This window comes from Streptomyces sp. NPDC033229, from assembly GCF_055576875.1.
The window spans coordinates 1-14634 of record NZ_JBVIQR010000017.1; the positions used below are offsets into that span (position 1 = coordinate 1).

The 14634-nt window shown below is 68.2% G+C and carries 13 protein-coding genes and 4 tRNA genes; 11 read left to right on the forward strand and 6 right to left on the reverse strand.

The genetic code is table 11. The features are described 5' to 3' along the window. Window positions 1-99: 99 nt before the first annotated feature. From ACZ53N_RS16950 to ACZ53N_RS16960, 3 genes are all read right to left on the reverse strand, one after another. The gene (locus ACZ53N_RS16950; protein WP_469141628.1) at window positions 100-354 is read right to left on the reverse strand and encodes a hypothetical protein; all 255 of its coding nucleotides are present in this window, start codon (window positions 352-354) and stop codon (window positions 100-102) included. A 516-nt stretch (window positions 355-870) separates the two neighbouring features. Further along, window positions 871-1092: a DUF397 domain-containing protein gene (locus ACZ53N_RS16955; RefSeq protein WP_469141629.1), complete on the reverse strand. Its 222-nt coding sequence runs from the start codon at window positions 1090-1092 to the stop codon at window positions 871-873. After that, window positions 1089-1919 carry a helix-turn-helix domain-containing protein gene (locus ACZ53N_RS16960; protein ID WP_469141630.1) on the reverse strand — a complete coding sequence of 277 codons (831 nt, stop codon included), beginning with the start codon at window positions 1917-1919 and terminating at the stop codon, window positions 1089-1091. Before ACZ53N_RS16960 ends, ACZ53N_RS16955 begins: the two co-directional genes overlap by 4 nt. A gap of 538 nt (window positions 1920-2457) precedes the next feature. On the opposite strand from ACZ53N_RS16960, the gene ACZ53N_RS16965 reads away from it, so the two are divergent. From ACZ53N_RS16965 to ACZ53N_RS16980, 4 genes are all read left to right on the forward strand, one after another. Continuing rightward, window positions 2458-2658: a hypothetical protein gene (locus ACZ53N_RS16965; protein ID WP_469141631.1), complete on the forward strand. Its 201-nt coding sequence runs from the start codon at window positions 2458-2460 to the stop codon at window positions 2656-2658. A 349-nt stretch (window positions 2659-3007) separates the two neighbouring features. Next, on the forward strand, window positions 3008-3448 hold the full coding sequence (locus ACZ53N_RS16970; RefSeq protein ID WP_469141632.1) for a glycine-rich domain-containing protein: 441 nt from the start codon (window positions 3008-3010) through the stop codon (window positions 3446-3448). An 87-nt stretch (window positions 3449-3535) separates the two neighbouring features. Next, the gene (locus tag ACZ53N_RS16975; protein WP_469141633.1) at window positions 3536-4378 is read left to right on the forward strand and encodes a protein kinase domain-containing protein; all 843 of its coding nucleotides are present in this window, start codon (window positions 3536-3538) and stop codon (window positions 4376-4378) included. 87 nt (window positions 4379-4465) lie between these two features. Then, entirely contained in the window at window positions 4466-4816 is a 351-nt protein-coding gene (locus ACZ53N_RS16980; protein ID WP_469141634.1) for a metallopeptidase family protein, read from the forward strand. A gap of 24 nt (window positions 4817-4840) precedes the next feature. Here ACZ53N_RS16980 and ACZ53N_RS16985 read toward each other — a convergent pair whose 3' ends face one another. Next, window positions 4841-5179, reverse strand: a complete 339-nt coding sequence (locus ACZ53N_RS16985) for a metallopeptidase family protein (protein WP_469141635.1) — start codon at window positions 5177-5179, stop codon at window positions 4841-4843. Window positions 5180-5372: 193 nt separating this feature from the next. On the opposite strand from ACZ53N_RS16985, the gene ACZ53N_RS16990 reads away from it, so the two are divergent. The 6 genes from ACZ53N_RS16990 (at window position 5373) to ACZ53N_RS17015 (ending at window position 10872) form a co-directional block, all read left to right on the forward strand. Further along, window positions 5373-5445, forward strand: a tRNA-Glu gene (locus tag ACZ53N_RS16990). 39 nt (window positions 5446-5484) lie between these two features. Next, a tRNA-Asp gene (locus ACZ53N_RS16995) sits at window positions 5485-5559 on the forward strand. A 23-nt stretch (window positions 5560-5582) separates the two neighbouring features. Further along, window positions 5583-5656, forward strand: a tRNA-Phe gene (locus ACZ53N_RS17000). Between the two features lie 279 nt (window positions 5657-5935). Continuing rightward, window positions 5936-9889: an ATP-dependent RNA helicase HrpA gene (gene hrpA / locus ACZ53N_RS17005; RefSeq protein WP_469141636.1), complete on the forward strand. Its 3954-nt coding sequence runs from the start codon at window positions 5936-5938 to the stop codon at window positions 9887-9889. A 196-nt stretch (window positions 9890-10085) separates the two neighbouring features. Further along, window positions 10086-10160: transfer RNA gene (locus ACZ53N_RS17010), tRNA-Asp, on the forward strand. A 445-nt stretch (window positions 10161-10605) separates the two neighbouring features. Continuing rightward, window positions 10606-10872 carry a DUF6274 family protein gene (locus ACZ53N_RS17015; protein ID WP_469141637.1) on the forward strand — a complete coding sequence of 89 codons (267 nt, stop codon included), beginning with the start codon at window positions 10606-10608 and terminating at the stop codon, window positions 10870-10872. A 565-nt stretch (window positions 10873-11437) separates the two neighbouring features. On the opposite strand, the gene bldC is transcribed toward ACZ53N_RS17015, so the two are convergent. Both bldC and ACZ53N_RS17025 read right to left on the reverse strand, forming a co-directional pair. After that, a complete protein-coding gene (bldC, locus tag ACZ53N_RS17020; RefSeq protein ID WP_003949541.1) occupies window positions 11438-11644 on the reverse strand; it encodes a developmental transcriptional regulator BldC in 207 nt (68 codons plus the stop codon). 513 nt (window positions 11645-12157) lie between these two features. Beyond that, entirely contained in the window at window positions 12158-13012 is an 855-nt protein-coding gene (locus ACZ53N_RS17025; protein ID WP_469141638.1) for a DUF8083 family protein, read from the reverse strand. A gap of 202 nt (window positions 13013-13214) precedes the next feature. Between ACZ53N_RS17025 and ACZ53N_RS17030 the strand changes: the two genes are divergently transcribed. Then, a complete protein-coding gene (locus ACZ53N_RS17030) occupies window positions 13215-14330 on the forward strand; it encodes a Leu/Phe/Val dehydrogenase (RefSeq protein ID WP_469141639.1) in 1116 nt (371 codons plus the stop codon). Window positions 14331-14634 lie beyond the last annotated feature (304 nt).

The following is a 14634-nucleotide window of genomic DNA, read 5'->3' on the forward strand; positions in this document are numbered from 1 at the left end:
CGAACCGGCAGCCGAAGGCCAGGGTTGATAAGCCACCCCAAAAGCCTCCCACTCGCAAGGCCAGCACACCCACCGAACTTACGAAAAGATCAGTAATCCTCACCGTTGGTTCTCCATGCCTGCCACGCCAATCACGGCGAACCTGGCCGTATTGAGGGCGAGGTTAGTGAGGCTGATGTGACTTACGGCCTCAGTGGTATCGAGCACCGCATTAGGGACTTCGAGCAGCTCGGCGGCGGGAAGCTCGATTGTCGTGATCTCGTCGTCTTTAGCGTTGGCGTGAGCAGGGCCGGAGAGGGACAGGGCGGCCCCGGCGAGGGCGAGGGCGGTAAGTACGCGCTTGGTGCGGTTCATGCGCTGCCAACGACCCAGTGCGTATGAAGTTACGACGATCCCATAAGCGCCGTTGTCGGCCGATCCTGACGCCTTGGGTGACCTTCCTGAACGTTGCGCTTAGCGATCGTCGGCAGTGACGTTCAGTGACAACCGGACGAGAGCCCGCAGTGACCGTCATGTCCGTTTGGGGGTGGGGTGTACCCCCCTTCGGGACGGCAGGAACATCGAAGCGTCATAGCGGCTCCGTCTCTGTACGGGTTCGGAGGTCCGTGAGACCTCCCCGTGACTACGTCCGGTAGCCGTCTGGCCTGGGGAAATGCCCCGCCGATTGACCACGTCCAGCACTACCTAAAGGCGTCTAATAGCCGTTTCGGCGCGTCACAAGGATGCGTTGATGGCGCGCGAGGCAAACACCGAGGCCCGACCTGTTCCCTCGCGGGAGCGGGTCGGGCCTTTTGGCGTTCTGCGGTATTCACTCTGCGCTCAACCGACGAAGGGACAGCGCGATCAAACGCCGGGGGGCGAGGCGGGGGGTCAGGCTCCGGGGAACGCCCCGTGCTGGACTCCGGCAATGAAGGCCGACCACGCGCCCGGGGAGAGTATGAGCGTCGGTCCGTGCGGGTCCTTGGAGTCACGGACGGGGACGACGCCGGACGGTACGAGCGTGGGGGCCCATTCGACGCACGTGTCACCGCCGTTGCCGCTGTAGCTGCTTTTGACCCACTCCGCATGGGAGAAATCGGGGGTGGTGCTCATTGTGGCAATGCCTCCATGACGGACCTGATGACATCCGCCGATTCAGACGGCGGCAGCGCGCACGCGCTCAGCAGATCGTATGCGCGGCGGTGTTGGTCGCAGGAGCCTTGATCTTCGAGCAGCGTGCCTGTAGTGATGGCTTCCTCGTACGCAACCTCTGTTCCATCCTCCAAAGTGAGGAGCGTCAGCGTCCCGCCGAGCAGACCGTACGGCCCTGCGGAGAAGGGAATTACCTGAATCGTCGTAGTGGGCGTGCAAGCTAGCTGCACTAGGCGCTCAAGCTGCGTGCGCATGACGTCCGGGGTCCCGTACAGCCGCCGCAAACATGCTTCGTCCAGCACCCATGCCAGGTCGGCGTTCGGCTTGCTGCGCAGTGTGGCCTGCCTGTGCGTGCGACCGATTACCAACTCTTCGATGCGCTCCGAGGCGGCCTTCGGGTCGTGGAGTTGAAACTGTGCGCGGGAATAGTCCTCGGTTTGCAACAGCCCCGGGATGATCTGCGCCCCAAGTCCCCGAACCCTCTTGGCGCGGGACTCCAAAGTCATGAGGCGTTGAAACTGGTCGGGGTGGATTTCTTTGACTGCTAACCGGTAAAGCTCCTCGAAGATTCCGTCTGTGCCGAAAGCTGCGTCTAACCGTGCTGGAAGGTCTGGGGGCGGCATGGTCTCGGCGGCCTCAACCCGAGACAAATTACTTCGGCTGCTGTTGACCACGCCTGCCAACTTCTCAAGTGATATTCCCGCTTCTTCCCGATACCGCCGAAGCTTCGCACCGAATAGATCTCGGGCGGAGCGGTCGGGGGTTAACTCACGTGCCTTTGCTGGCATATGGTTGGCTCCGTCCGCAGTTGTGTCTATCCAGGCGAATTGATCTCCCGACTTGAAGCCGGGACATCCTTGCCTAGCGAAGCTGCCTGTCCGCCCGCAACTCTGTTTCCTCCAGAGGGGAGTTGCCCGCTCGTTGGGGGCGGGACACGTGGAGGCTCGAACAGATGACGGACCCAGTAGCGAACGAACGTCAGCAACCCCCCATGTGGGTGGTGGACACGAACAAGGGCAGCGTGGGGCGACTCATGGATACGGTAGGGCCGCGCGTGCAGCTCCGTCCGCCGCGCGGGGGACGGGAGTGGGAGGCCCTCCCGGACTCCCTTCGTCTCCCCAGCCGGGACGAGCTTCGCCAGGCGGGCGTCTCGGAGGCCCAGGAGCACCCGGCCGACGGGGACGTGGTCCTGACGCGACGGGCATTCGTGACTGCCCTGGGAGGCGTCGCCTCCCCGCCGGCGACTGTCACCATTCCGCCTCCGCCTGACGAGGACGTATCGGCGGCGGCGCTGGAGCCAGTGGAGGACGGGCGGGGAACGTGCTGATGCCCACGCCAATTTGGGATCTCCCGTACCTCGTCTCCCGACCGCTCACCAGCGGGCCGCCCGCGATGCCGACGCCGGACATGTCCGCCGCGACCCGCGCCTACTACGAGCCCGTGGTGCGCTTCGTCCCGCAGGGTGAACCCGTCCCGGCGTGCACCTGGGGCCCGTGCGGCATCTGTAAGGAGAAGGGCCGCCAATAGACCCCTGTCTCTCCGCCACCACCACCGCATGGGGTTCCCCCGACCTCACCGGCGGAGAGACAGGTCCTGACCCCGTCCGGCTAACTCTGGGGGGTTAGCCGGACGGCCCAGCCCCCGCCCTGGTCAGCACGTCGTAACTGGTCCCTTTCACCCGGTCCGGCGTGTGGGACGACCTTCCTCAGACCAGGGCGGGCCCAGCCCGTCCGGCCGCGTCGTGTCAGAGCATCGCGGCCGGGCGGGTGCACCACCATCAGACCCCCGTCCGGTCGTCACCCCGCAACGGTGAGGACGGTCGACGGCCGGACGGGTGCAAGTGCAGTGCACCACCCAAACAAGGGAGGTACCACGCATGGCCGCAGTAACAACGGACCAGCGGACCGGGCGGTCCATGGTCAATGAAGAGCTGTTCGCGAGCCTGGCCCACTTCGTGGCCGTCCACGACGGACAGCCCCAGGAGCGCGCCGAGCGCATCGCGGACCAGGCGGTGGCGTTCCTGGCCACGGTCTCCACGGCCACCGTGCCCATGGTGCCGTCGGACGACGTGGACATGGGTCTCCACGCCTTCATCCTCCACACCCGCGAGTACGCGGAGTTCTGCCAGGCACACGCGGGCCGGTTCCTCCACCACAACCCGGCCCCCGGCGGGGGCGGGCGGGACCCGGAGATGGTGAAGGCTGCCGCTCACGCCATGAAGGCGGCCGGGTTCATGGTCCTGGACAAGCTATGGACCGTGAACGGTGAGAACGCCGCGCAGTGTGACGCGGACTGCGGAAGGCCGTACGGGAAGTAACCGCCGCCGATAACCTCCGGCGGTGACGAAGGGTGGCCGTCCCTGACTCCAGGGGCGGCCACGCCGCTACCGGAAGGCGACCTGACCATGCCTGATCCGACACCACACGAGCTTCTGACGGTCGTCCTGGGGTCGACCACGCCCGCCACCCGGCGCCTGGTCCTGAACCGGCGCGGCTCCACCGTCTGGGACATAGAGACCGACCAGGGCCGGTACGCGGCCAAAGTGGGCTACCCCATCGAGGCGACACCCGAATGGCCAGCGCAGGAGTGGACAGCCCGCGCCCCCGGCCGAGAGGGCGCCATCCTCCGCCATCTCGGCGTTGAGGTCACCTACGGCGAGTGGGAACGCGGCACGTGGAACGTCCAGCCCTGGCGTGAGGGAACGAGCCTCTACGACCTGTGGGAGCCATGCCGGGCCAAGGGTGCCGCCAAGGAACCGGACCCGGCAGACGCGCTCTCCTGCGCCCAGGCCGTGGCCGCCCTGCACTCCAGAGGCTGGGCCCACGGCGACATCCAGCCCGCCCACCTCATCGTCGGCCAGGACGGCACGGAGCTGATCGATCTCGCCCTGGCCCACGGCACCCCCACCCCGGACGCCTACGACTTCCCGTTCCCCGGCTGCCTGGTCCACTACGAGGCGCCGGAAATCTCGAAGTCCGTCCTGGCGACCGGCTACGCCGTTCCGACGCCGGAGGCGGACGTCTACGCCCTCGGGGCGTCGCTGTTCATCAGCGCCACCGGCTGGCGGGCCGTGGCCTACCCGGACGATGCGCCACGCGCCGTACAGCGCCAAGCGGTCGTGGACGGCCCGCACCGCCCGGTGACCGTGGCGGGCTCTCTCGGCAAGGTGATCGAAGCGATGCTAAGCCCGACCCCAGCGGAGCGCCCCACCATCGCGGAGGTCTGCCGAGCCCTGTCACCTGCCTGACCAAGCAGCGCAGCCCCCACCTTTCGCCGCCGAACTTCCCGGGACAGTGGACTCCCCCCTTCCCAGCGAAAGGCTGACAATGGGCGTGTGCTGGAGATCACGCGGGAAGCGTTCGAAGAGCTGGTCGGCGATGCGCTGGACATGATCCCCCCGGAGCTGATCAGGGTCATGGACAACGTCGCGGTGTTCGTGGAGGACGAGCCCCCGGCGGAGGACCCGGACCTGCTGGGGCTCTACGAGGGGGTTCCCCTTACTGAGCGCGGGGAGTGGTACGCCGGGACGTTGCCCGACCGGATCACGATCTATAAGGGGCCGATCCTGCGCTTCTGCGAGACGCGGGACGAGATCGTTCACGAGGTTGCCACCACTGTGATCCATGAGGTGGCTCACCACTTCGGGATCGAAGATCAAAGACTCCATGACCTGGGCTGGGGCTGATCGGCCAACCGGCGGACCCCCTCGTCACCCAACGGGCCAAAGATCACCCGAAGAGGTGTACGACGAGGTATCGTGAACAACAGTCACTTCCGTCTCTTCCAGGGCCTCTTCCCGGGTCTCGCACATCCGCAGCGTCGGCCCCCGGTAGATCGTGATGCGGTCCGGCAGCACTCCCGCGTACCACTCGCCGCGCTCGGTCAGCGGCGTCCCCTCGTAGAGACCGAGCAGCTCCGGGTCCTCCGCCGGCGGCTCGTCCTCCACGAACACCGCGACGTTGTCCATCAGCCGCGTCAGCTCCGGCGGGATGCGGTCCAGGGCCTCGGCGACCAGTTCCTCGAACTCCTCGCGCGTCATCTCCAGCACGCTCGCCATTGTCCGCCAACGGTGCGCCGGGCGCTGTACCTCGGCGGGCACTTCCGGAGATCTTCGAGCCCCGCCGTACCCCCGGCCCGGCCCCGCCGCGAAGGCTCAGGGAAACCGTTTTGGCGTTCCCTCCCTCCATCCCATATGCTTCTCACGTCCCCGACGCGCTGCAAAGCGCCCAGGTGGGCCATCAGCCCTCATCGTCTAGTGGCCCAGGACGCCGCCCTTTCAAGGCGGTAGCACGGGTTCGAATCCCGTTGGGGGCACGCAATACCGTGTGCGAGACTAGTGCTCGCACATTGCAAGGTCCTGTGGAGCAGTTTGGAGTGCTCGCCACCCTGTCAAGGTGGAGGCCGCGGGTTCAAATCCCGTCAGGACCGCTGCGGCTCGTCAAGAGCTGCGTGGCTGGGTAGCTCAGTTGGTACGAGCGATCGCCTGAAAAGCGATAGGTCGCCGGTTCGACCCCGGCCCCAGCCACGGTGAGGCCCCCGTCTTCGATGGGGGCCTCAGTCTTTTTCCGGAGACTTGCGGGGCGCGCCCCGGTCCCCGCGGAGGGCGTGCGCTTCGGCTGCGGGCCCGCTCATTGCCGCCTGCGGCGGCGAGCGCCCTGCGGGCGCGTCCTCAATCGCCGGACGGTCTTGTTCTGGCCGGGGACACCGCCGCGCAGCGGTGGTGCGCCCCTGTGATCCGCCGGACAGGCCCCGGCGGTAAATGCGTTCGCCGCTTCGCGACCGCTGGTGCGATCCTGGACTTCGTATGTCTACGCAGCCTGCCCCCGCCACCGCCGCCGGCCTCGCCGCCCGCCTGCCCGAGCTGACGCTGCGCGATCAGCAGCGGCTGGGCCGCCGGCTCGACGGCGCGCGCCGCATCCGTAAGCCCGAAGCCCGAACGGCCGTACTGGCCGAGATCGCGGCCGACCTCGACACCGCCGAGCTGCGCGTCGCGAACCGCCGCGCGGCCGTGCCCGAGATCACCTACCCCGAACAGCTGCCGGTCAGCCAGAAGAAGGACGAGATCCTCGAGGCGATCCGCGACCACCAGGTCGTGATCGTCGCGGGCGAGACCGGCTCCGGCAAGACCACCCAGATCCCGAAGATCTGTCTGGAGCTCGGCCGCGGGGTCAAGGGCCTCATCGGTCACACCCAGCCCCGCCGGATCGCCGCGCGCACCGTGGCGGAGCGGGTCGCCGAGGAGCTGCGCACCCCGCTCGGCGAGGCGGTCGGCTGGAAGGTCCGCTTCACCGACCAGGTCGGCGGCGAGACGCTCGTGAAGCTGATGACGGACGGCATCCTGCTCGCCGAGATCCAGACGGACCGCGAGCTGCGCCAGTACGACACGATCATCATCGACGAGGCGCACGAGCGCAGCCTCAACATCGACTTCATCCTGGGCTACCTCGCCCAGCTGCTGCCCCGCCGCCCCGACCTCAAGGTCGTCATCACCTCGGCGACGATCGACCCGGAGCGCTTCTCCCGCCACTTCGGTGACGCCCCGATCGTGGAGGTCAGCGGGCGTACGTACCCCGTCGAGGTGCGCTACCGGCCGCTGCTGGAAGAGGACTCCAACGACCCCGACCGCGATCAGATCACCGCGATCTGCGACGCCGTCGACGAACTCCAGCGCGAGGGCGACGGCGACATCCTCGTCTTCCTCTCCGGCGAGCGGGAGATCCGGGACACCGCCGACGCGCTGGAGAAGAAGAAGCTCCGGTTCACGGAGGTGCTGCCGCTGTACGCGCGGCTGTCGCACGCCGAGCAGCACCGGGTATTCCAGCGTCACACCGGCCGTCGCATCGTCCTCGCGACGAACGTGGCGGAGACGTCCCTGACCGTGCCGGGCATCCGGTACGTCATCGACCCGGGCGCGGCCCGTATCTCGCGCTACAGCCACCGCACCAAGGTGCAGCGGCTGCCCATCGAGCCGGTCAGCCAAGCGAGCGCCAACCAGCGCAAGGGCCGCTGCGGCCGTACGTCAGACGGCATCTGCATCCGGCTCTACTCCGAGGACGACTTCCTCTCCCGTCCGGAGTTCACGGACGCGGAGATCCTCCGCACGAACCTGGCCTCCGTCATCCTCCAGATGACCGCCGCCGGCCTCGGGGACATCGAGAAGTTCCCCTTCATCGACCCGCCGGACCGGCGCAACATCAAGGACGGTGTCGACCTCCTCCAGGAGCTGGGGGCGATCGATCCCAAGGAGAAGGACCACAAGAAGCGGCTCACCCCGCTCGGCCGCAAGCTCTCGCAGCTGCCGCTGGACCCCCGGCTGGCGCGGATGGTCCTGGAGGCCGACCGCAACGGCTGTGCGCGCGAGGTCATGGTCATCGCCGCCGCGCTGTCCATCCAGGACCCGCGCGAGCGGCCCTCGGAGAAGCAGCAGCAGGCGGACCAGCAGCACGCCCGGTTCAAGGACGAGACGAGCGACTTCCTCGCCTTCCTGAATCTGTGGCGCTATGTGCGCGAGCAGCAGAAGACGCTGTCGTCCTCGGCCTTCCGCCGGATGTGCAAGTCGGAGTTCCTGAACTATCTGCGGATACGCGAGTGGCAGGACATCTACAGCCAGCTGCGTACGGTCGCGAAGACGATGGGCATCCAGTTCGCGGAGGGCGACGCGGCGCCCGACCACATCCATCAGTCGCTGCTGGTGGGCCTGCTGTCCCACATCGGCCTCAAGGACACCGAGAAGAACGAATACCTCGGTGCCCGCAGCGCGAAGTTCGCGGCGTTCCCCGGTTCGGCGCTGTTCAAGAAGCCGCCGCGCTGGATCATGTCGGCGGAGCTGGTGGAGACCTCGCGGCTGTGGGCGCGGGTCAACGCGAAGATCGAGCCGGAATGGGTCGAGCCACTCGCCCAGCACCTGGTGAAGCGCACGTACAGCGAGCCGCACTGGGAGCAGAAGCAGGCGGCCGTGATGGCCTACGAGCGGGTGACGCTGTACGGCGTCCCGATCGTGGCCCAGCGGAAGGTGAACTACGGGCGGATCGACCCGGAGACCAGCCGTGATCTCTTCATCCGCAACGCCCTGGTCGAGGGCGACTGGCGGACCCATCACCAGTTCTTCCACGACAACCGCAAACTGCTCGGCGAGGTCGAGGAGTTGGAGCACCGGGCCCGGCGTCGCGACATCATGGTCGACGACGAGACGCTCTTCGACTTCTACGACCAGCGGCTGCCCGAGCATGTGGTGTCGGGTGCGCATTTCGACTCCTGGTGGAAGCACAAGCGGCGCGAGGAGCCGGAGCTGCTCAATTTCGAGCACTCCATGCTCATCAACGAGAACGCCGAGGCGGTCACCAAGGACGACTATCCGGATTCCTGGCGGCAGGGCCGGCTGAAGTTCAAGGTGACGTATCAATTCGAGCCGGGCGCGGACGCGGACGGGGTGACCGTCCATGTGCCGCTCCAGGTCCTCAACCAGGTCTCGGCCGAAGGCTTCGACTGGCAGATCCCCGGCCTCCGCGAGGATCTGGTGACCGAGCTGATCCGCTCGCTCCCGAAGCCGATCCGCCGGAACTACGTCCCGGCGCCGAACTACGCCAAGGCGTTCCTGGACCGGGCCGTGCCCTTGCAGGAGCCGCTGGCCACGACGCTGACGCGGGAGCTGCAGCGGATGGTGGGCGTGCGGATGGAGCCGGAGGACTTCGACTTCGGCAAGGTCCCCGACCATCTGAAGATCACCTTCCGGATCATTGACGAGCGCAAGCGGAAGATCGCGGAGGACAAGGACCTCGAGGCGCTGCGGATCCGGCTCAAGCCGAAGACGCAGGCCGCGATCACCAAGGCCTTCGAGCAGGCCTCCGTGACCACGTCGGGCGACGCGGGCGGGTCGCGCGGCCCGGAGCAGCGCTCGGGGCTGACCCAGTGGACGATCGGGACGCTTCCGCGCACCTTCGAGACCCGGCGGGCGGGTCAGCCGGTGAAGGCGTATCCGGCGTTGGTGGACGAGGGCACGTCGGTGGCGGTGCGGCTCTTCGACACCGAGCCGGAGCAGCGCGAGGCGATGTGGGCCGGCACCCGTCGGCTCATCCTGCTCAATCTGCCGTCCAACCCCGCGAAATTCGCCCAGGACAAGCTGAACAACCAGCAGAAGCTCGCCCTGTCGCGGAATCCGCACGGTTCCATCCAGGCCCTCTTCGACGACTGCGTGTCCGGTGCCGCCGACAAGCTGATCGCCGCGCACGGCGGGCCCGCGTGGGACGAGGAGTCCTTCCGCAAGCTCTTCGACGCCGTGCGGGCGGACATCGTGGACGCGACGCTGGACGCCATCCGCAAGGTGCGGGAGGTGCTGGCCGCGTGGCAGGCGTGCGAGCGCCGGCTGAAGGACACCAAGTCCCTCGTCCTGGTCCCGTCCGTCACGGACGTCAAGGAGCAGCTGGCGGATCTCGTACGGCCCGGCTTCGTGACCGCCCACGGCGTGCGCCGGCTGCCGGACCTGCTGCGGTATCTGGTGGCGGTCGACCGGCGGCTGACGCAACTGCCCACCAACGCCGAGCGGGACCGCACCCGGATGGCGAAGGTGCACGAGATGCGCGACGAGTACCTCTGGCTCCTGGAGCAGTTCCCCAAGGGGCGGCCCGTGCCGCAGGAGGCGCGGGACATCCGCTGGATGATCGAGGAGCTGCGGGTCAGCTACTTCGCGCACGCGCTGGGCACGGCCCATCCGGTGTCGGACAAGCGGATCGTGAAGGCCATCGACGCGTTGGCGCCGTAGGCGCGGGTTGCCGGGAAACCGGTCCCCGGACCCGGTCCGAAGCCAGTCCGAAGCCCTCTTCGGGAGTCCGTCGGGGGCCCTTGGGACGGTACTTCGGACCGGGGCCGCGGATTCACCCCGGATCGGGTTCGACCGCACCCCCTGACCTGCTGTAGAGTCTGTTTCGCAGCACCGCGAAGGCGGGAAAGCAAAGCAAGGTCCTGTGGAGCAGTTTGGAGTGCTCGCCACCCTGTCAAGGTGGAGGCCGCGGGTTCAAATCCCGTCAGGACCGCATCAACGTAAGGCCCGTACCCTTCTCACTGGGTGCGGGCCTTACTGCTTGTGCGGGCCCAGAAGATCGGCGGAGGCCGCGCCCGGGATTGAGTGCGGGCCTCACTGCTCGTGCGAGCCCAGAAGATCGGCGGAGGCCGCGCCCGCGGCGGAGCCGCCATCGGACACAGCAAATCCCGTCAGGACCGCATCAACGCAAGGCCCGCACCCTTCTCACTGGGTGCGGGCGTTATTGCTTGTGCGGCCGGAGAGACCGTCGAACACAGCACAACCCGTCAGGACCGCCTCGCGGCAAGGCCCGTGTCCCTAGAGTGGGTGCGGGCCCGTTGGAGGGCCTCAGCGGCACTTGGCCCGGATACCCCTAGGGATCCGGGCCTTCTTGCGTTCGACCTTGACTGCGACACGTGCCAGGGGTACCCGTAGCAGTGGAGGAGGTGCCGCACTCCATGACGAAGACCCGGACCGGATCCGAGCGGACCGAGCGCATCAGGCATGAGACGAGGGCGCTGCTGCGTGCCCACCTCTCGGCCGCGTCGGGGTACCGCCACCTGACCAGACACTGCCCGGTGTGCCACCGGCTCCTGAGACTCGCCCAGGAGGCCGGCAGCGGTGCGGGCGACGAGACCTGCGCACAGGCCGAGGGCGTGGCCGAGCGCGACGCCCAGCGCGGCACCGAGCGTGATGTCGAGGGCCCAGGCGGCTCCAGGGGGTGACGGGCCCGGTCGGCGGGGACGAAAGTCCCTCTTTCCGGTGACCAACGGCGGCTGCCGCGACGGCAGTCGAATGCCAGGGTGGGAGCCGGGTTTCTCTACCGCAGCGGCACGGTGAGTGACAAGCACGTCGCGATGTGACGGGAGTCACCGAAGGAGTTTCCGGAGTGAGGGAACTTACCCCTCACCTACACCCGGTCAATTTAATATGTGCAATTGCACCACCCCCGAAAGGGGGGCTCTTCTCCCGGGCGTTCCGCCAGGGTTCGTCCCCGGACCGGCCGTGATCCCTCCATGGGCCCGCTACGACACCCTTGTGACCCGCCAGATCCCCGCCCCCTGACGGCGAGCCAGGCGAGCCAGACGGCCCGACGGCGGCCCGACAGCGGCCCGGCGGCGGGCATAAAAAAGATCGCGCTGGACCCGGCGGAGTCCAGCGCGATCGACGACGCACCCAAGTCGGTGGGCATGGAGCCTGTTGGGGCAGGCGTCCAGTCGTTTGCAGCTAGGTGGTGCTTGGGCGAAAGCCGGGTTGGGGGCCCCGGAAAACGCCCGGTTATGCCTTTGTTCAGGCCTCGCTACGCTGCTGCGGAATGCCCGCCAGCAGCGCGCGGACCTCCGCTTCGCGGTATCGCCGGTGTCCTCCGAGCGTGCGGATGGACGTGAGCTTGCCTGCCTTGGCCCAGCGCGTGACCGTCTTCGGGTCCACGCGGAACATCGTGGCAACCTCAGCCGGGGTCAGCAGCGGCTCGGCATCAGGGGTGCGAGCGGTCATGAGCGGCCTCCTCGGGAGAACCGAACCATCACGTCGGTTCTTTCCTCTAAATTCTGCACCTTGACCCGCGTTGCCCGAAATGGCGGACGCGGGCCGAGTCGGTTATAGGACGAACGGCTTGTCCTCGGCACTACAACTACACCATCTGTCCAGCCACGTCGGCCAAACCGATGGAATTGCCCTCTCAGGTGTTCAACCTCGACGGAAGCCGATGGACCATGTCATAGCGGACAGTCACGTCACCGTGACGATCAGTCACAGCGGGATCAGGGGTCACCAGACCCGCCAATGGGGGCAATACCGAACTATCCGCCCATACTTGGACGGAAGGAGTCCTTCCCGGACTCCTTGTCCTATTTTGCCACGAGGGTGGGCGATGGGCGCAAGACCTGACGTAAGTGCGTTAGGTCACGGTTGCCGCAATGGCCCGGATCGGGACCTAGGTCCTACCGCACCGGCCCCAGCGATCTCCAGACGCCCCAGCAGCCCCGGCAGTTCCCGCTTCCAGGAATCTCAGTTGGCGTATTGCCGGTCCCGCACGGCGCGCCAGCGCTCAGTGAGCCGCTCGTACGCCGCGCCCGCCCGCGCGCCGTCCCCGTCGCGCAACGCCGCCAGCCCCTCCGCCGTGTCGGCGGCGGAGTGATCGTCGGCGAGCCGCGGCTCGGGCACCAGGTGGACCAGGCCGCCGTAGTCGAGCTCCACCAGGGAGCGCGGATGGAATTCCTCCAGCCAGCGCCCCACTTCCACCAGGCCGTCGATCAGCGGCCCTTCCTCGATCGCGTCCTTGAGCGTCCGCAGGGCCCGCGCGACCCGGCGCCGGGCCTGCACCATGGGCGTGCGGTAGCGCAGGACCGGGGCCGGCCGGGCCGGGGGCCCGGGCTCGCCCTTGGCGTACTCGCGCTCCTCGTCCGCGAAGAGCACGAACCAGCGCAGCGGCACCTGCCAGGTCGCGGTCTTGATCCACGGCCGGGCGTCCGGGTTGCGCTCCTGCCAGCGCTCGTAGTCCGCCGCCGCCTGCCTGCGGACCACCGGCGGCAGCACGGCGTCCAGGACGGGCGCGGGGAACCGCTCGGCCAGCTCCTCCAGCGCCAGCCAGCCGCGTAGCCGGGTCCGCCAGGGACAGACGCACAGCACGCCGTCCTGCAGGGCGATGAAGGCGTCACCGCTCTCGTGCACCGGAACGGGCACGGGTGGGGTGGGCAGCAAGTCGGCCAGCGACCGGCGCAGTTCGTCCTGGGCGCCGGGGAGCTTCCCGCGCCGTGCGTAACGCACCCAGTGCGTACGCTCCGGCTCGGGGAACGCGCCGAGCGGTTCGTAGACCCGTAGGTAGGCCGCGTACGGGACCGTCACCGATGACGCCAGTCGCAACGCTCGCTCCCTCAAGCCGAAGGACACCCGGGGAGCGCCGGTGACCTCCCCGTACTGTCCAGATCGTCCCATGTCGTCGCAGCCCGGGAGAGTGATCCTCCGCACCACACCGATCAGGGCGGCCGGGAGGTCTTACTCTCTTGCCAACCGGCCCTCCCCCACCCCTCGGAGGGCGACCTCCGCGACATATGGAGTCACCACAGTGACTGACGTACGTCCCACCTCCGGCGCCGAAGGCGTACTGCACACCCTGTTCCACTCGGACCAGGGCGGCCACGAGCAGGTTGTGCTGTGCCAGGACCGCGAGAGCGGTCTGAAGGCCGTCATCGCCCTGCACTCCACAGCCCTGGGCCCGGCCCTCGGCGGCACCCGCTTCTACCCGTACGCCTCCGAGGAGGAGGCGCTGCGGGACGCGCTCAATCTGTCGCGCGGTATGTCGTACAAGAACGCGCTGGCGGGCCTCGATCACGGTGGCGGTAAGGCAGTGATCATCGGCGACCCCGATCTGATCAAGTCCGAACAACTCCTGCTCGCCTACGGTCGGTTCGTGGCCTCCCTCGGTGGGCGTTATGTCACGGCTTGCGATGTCGGCACCTACGTCCAGGACATGGACGTGGTCGCCCGCGAGAACCGCTGGACCACCGGCCGCTCCCCCGAGAACGGCGGCGCCGGCGACTCCTCCGTCCTCACCGCCTTCGGCGTCTTCCAGGGCATGCGGGCCGCCGCACAGACCCAGTGGGGCGAGCCGACGCTGCGCGGCCGCCGGGTCGGCGTCGCGGGCGTCGGAAAGGTCGGCCACCACCTCGTCGAGCATCTGGTGGAGGACGGCGCGGAGGTCGTCGTCACGGACGTCCGCGCGGAGGCCGTGGAGCGGATCACCGCCCGGCACCCGCAGGTCACCTCGGTCGTCGACGCCGACGTACTGATCCGTACGCCGCTCGACGTCTACGCGCCCTGTGCCCTCGGCGGCGCGCTGAACGACGAGACGGTGGCCGCCCTCACCGCCACGATCGTCTGCGGCGCGGCCAACAACCAGCTCGCCCACCCGGGGGTGGAGAAGGACCTCGCCGACCGCGGCGTCCTCTACGCCCCGGACTACGTGGTGAACGCGGGCGGCGTGATCCAGGTCGCGGACGAGCTGCACGGCTTCGACTTCGACCGGGCGAAGGCCAAGGCGACGAAGATCTTCGACACGACGCTGGCCATATTCGATCGGGCCAAGGCGGACGGCATCCCGCCGGCCGCCGCCGCGGACCGGCTCGCCGAGCAGCGGATGGCGGACGCCCGCGCCGGCGCCACGGGGCGGACCGCTCCGTAGCCCGCCCGGCACGCGGGGTGCCTGCCGGCCTTCACGGGTGCGGGTGTGCGCTTGGCCCTGTCGCCCGGGTCGGGTGCACCAGCGCCGCGCGCCGATGTCCTCAAACGGTCCTCGAATACCGGACGGGCCGAGTTCCTGTCCGGCCGCCGACCAAGATCGGCCGGACAGGCTGTCGGCACCCGCACAGTGGTCCCCACAGACCCGCCGTTCGGAGGTGGTGAGGGAGAGATCTCTCACCACCCCTCGGCGGGTCGTCGCACAAGACACGTTAAAATCGCAGCTGACCAGCGGGGACGGGGCTCCC

Coding starts and splice junctions, on each gene's coding strand:
- ACZ53N_RS16965 (WP_469141631.1), top strand. CDS start 2,458: ATGCCCACGCCAATTTGGGATCTCCCGTACCTCGTCTCCCGACCGCTC.
- hrpA (WP_469141636.1), top strand. CDS start 5,936: ATGTCTACGCAGCCTGCCCCCGCCACCGCCGCCGGCCTCGCCGCCCGC.
- ACZ53N_RS16960 (WP_469141630.1), bottom strand. CDS start 1,919: ATGCCAGCAAAGGCACGTGAGTTAACCCCCGACCGCTCCGCCCGAGAT.
- bldC (WP_003949541.1), bottom strand. CDS start 11,644: ATGACCGCTCGCACCCCTGATGCCGAGCCGCTGCTGACCCCGGCTGAG.
- ACZ53N_RS16970 (WP_469141632.1), top strand. CDS start 3,008: ATGGCCGCAGTAACAACGGACCAGCGGACCGGGCGGTCCATGGTCAAT.
- ACZ53N_RS16950 (WP_469141628.1), bottom strand. CDS start 354: ATGAACCGCACCAAGCGCGTACTTACCGCCCTCGCCCTCGCCGGGGCC.
- ACZ53N_RS16955 (WP_469141629.1), bottom strand. CDS start 1,092: ATGAGCACCACCCCCGATTTCTCCCATGCGGAGTGGGTCAAAAGCAGC.
- ACZ53N_RS17015 (WP_469141637.1), top strand. CDS start 10,606: ATGACGAAGACCCGGACCGGATCCGAGCGGACCGAGCGCATCAGGCAT.
- ACZ53N_RS16975 (WP_469141633.1), top strand. CDS start 3,536: ATGCCTGATCCGACACCACACGAGCTTCTGACGGTCGTCCTGGGGTCG.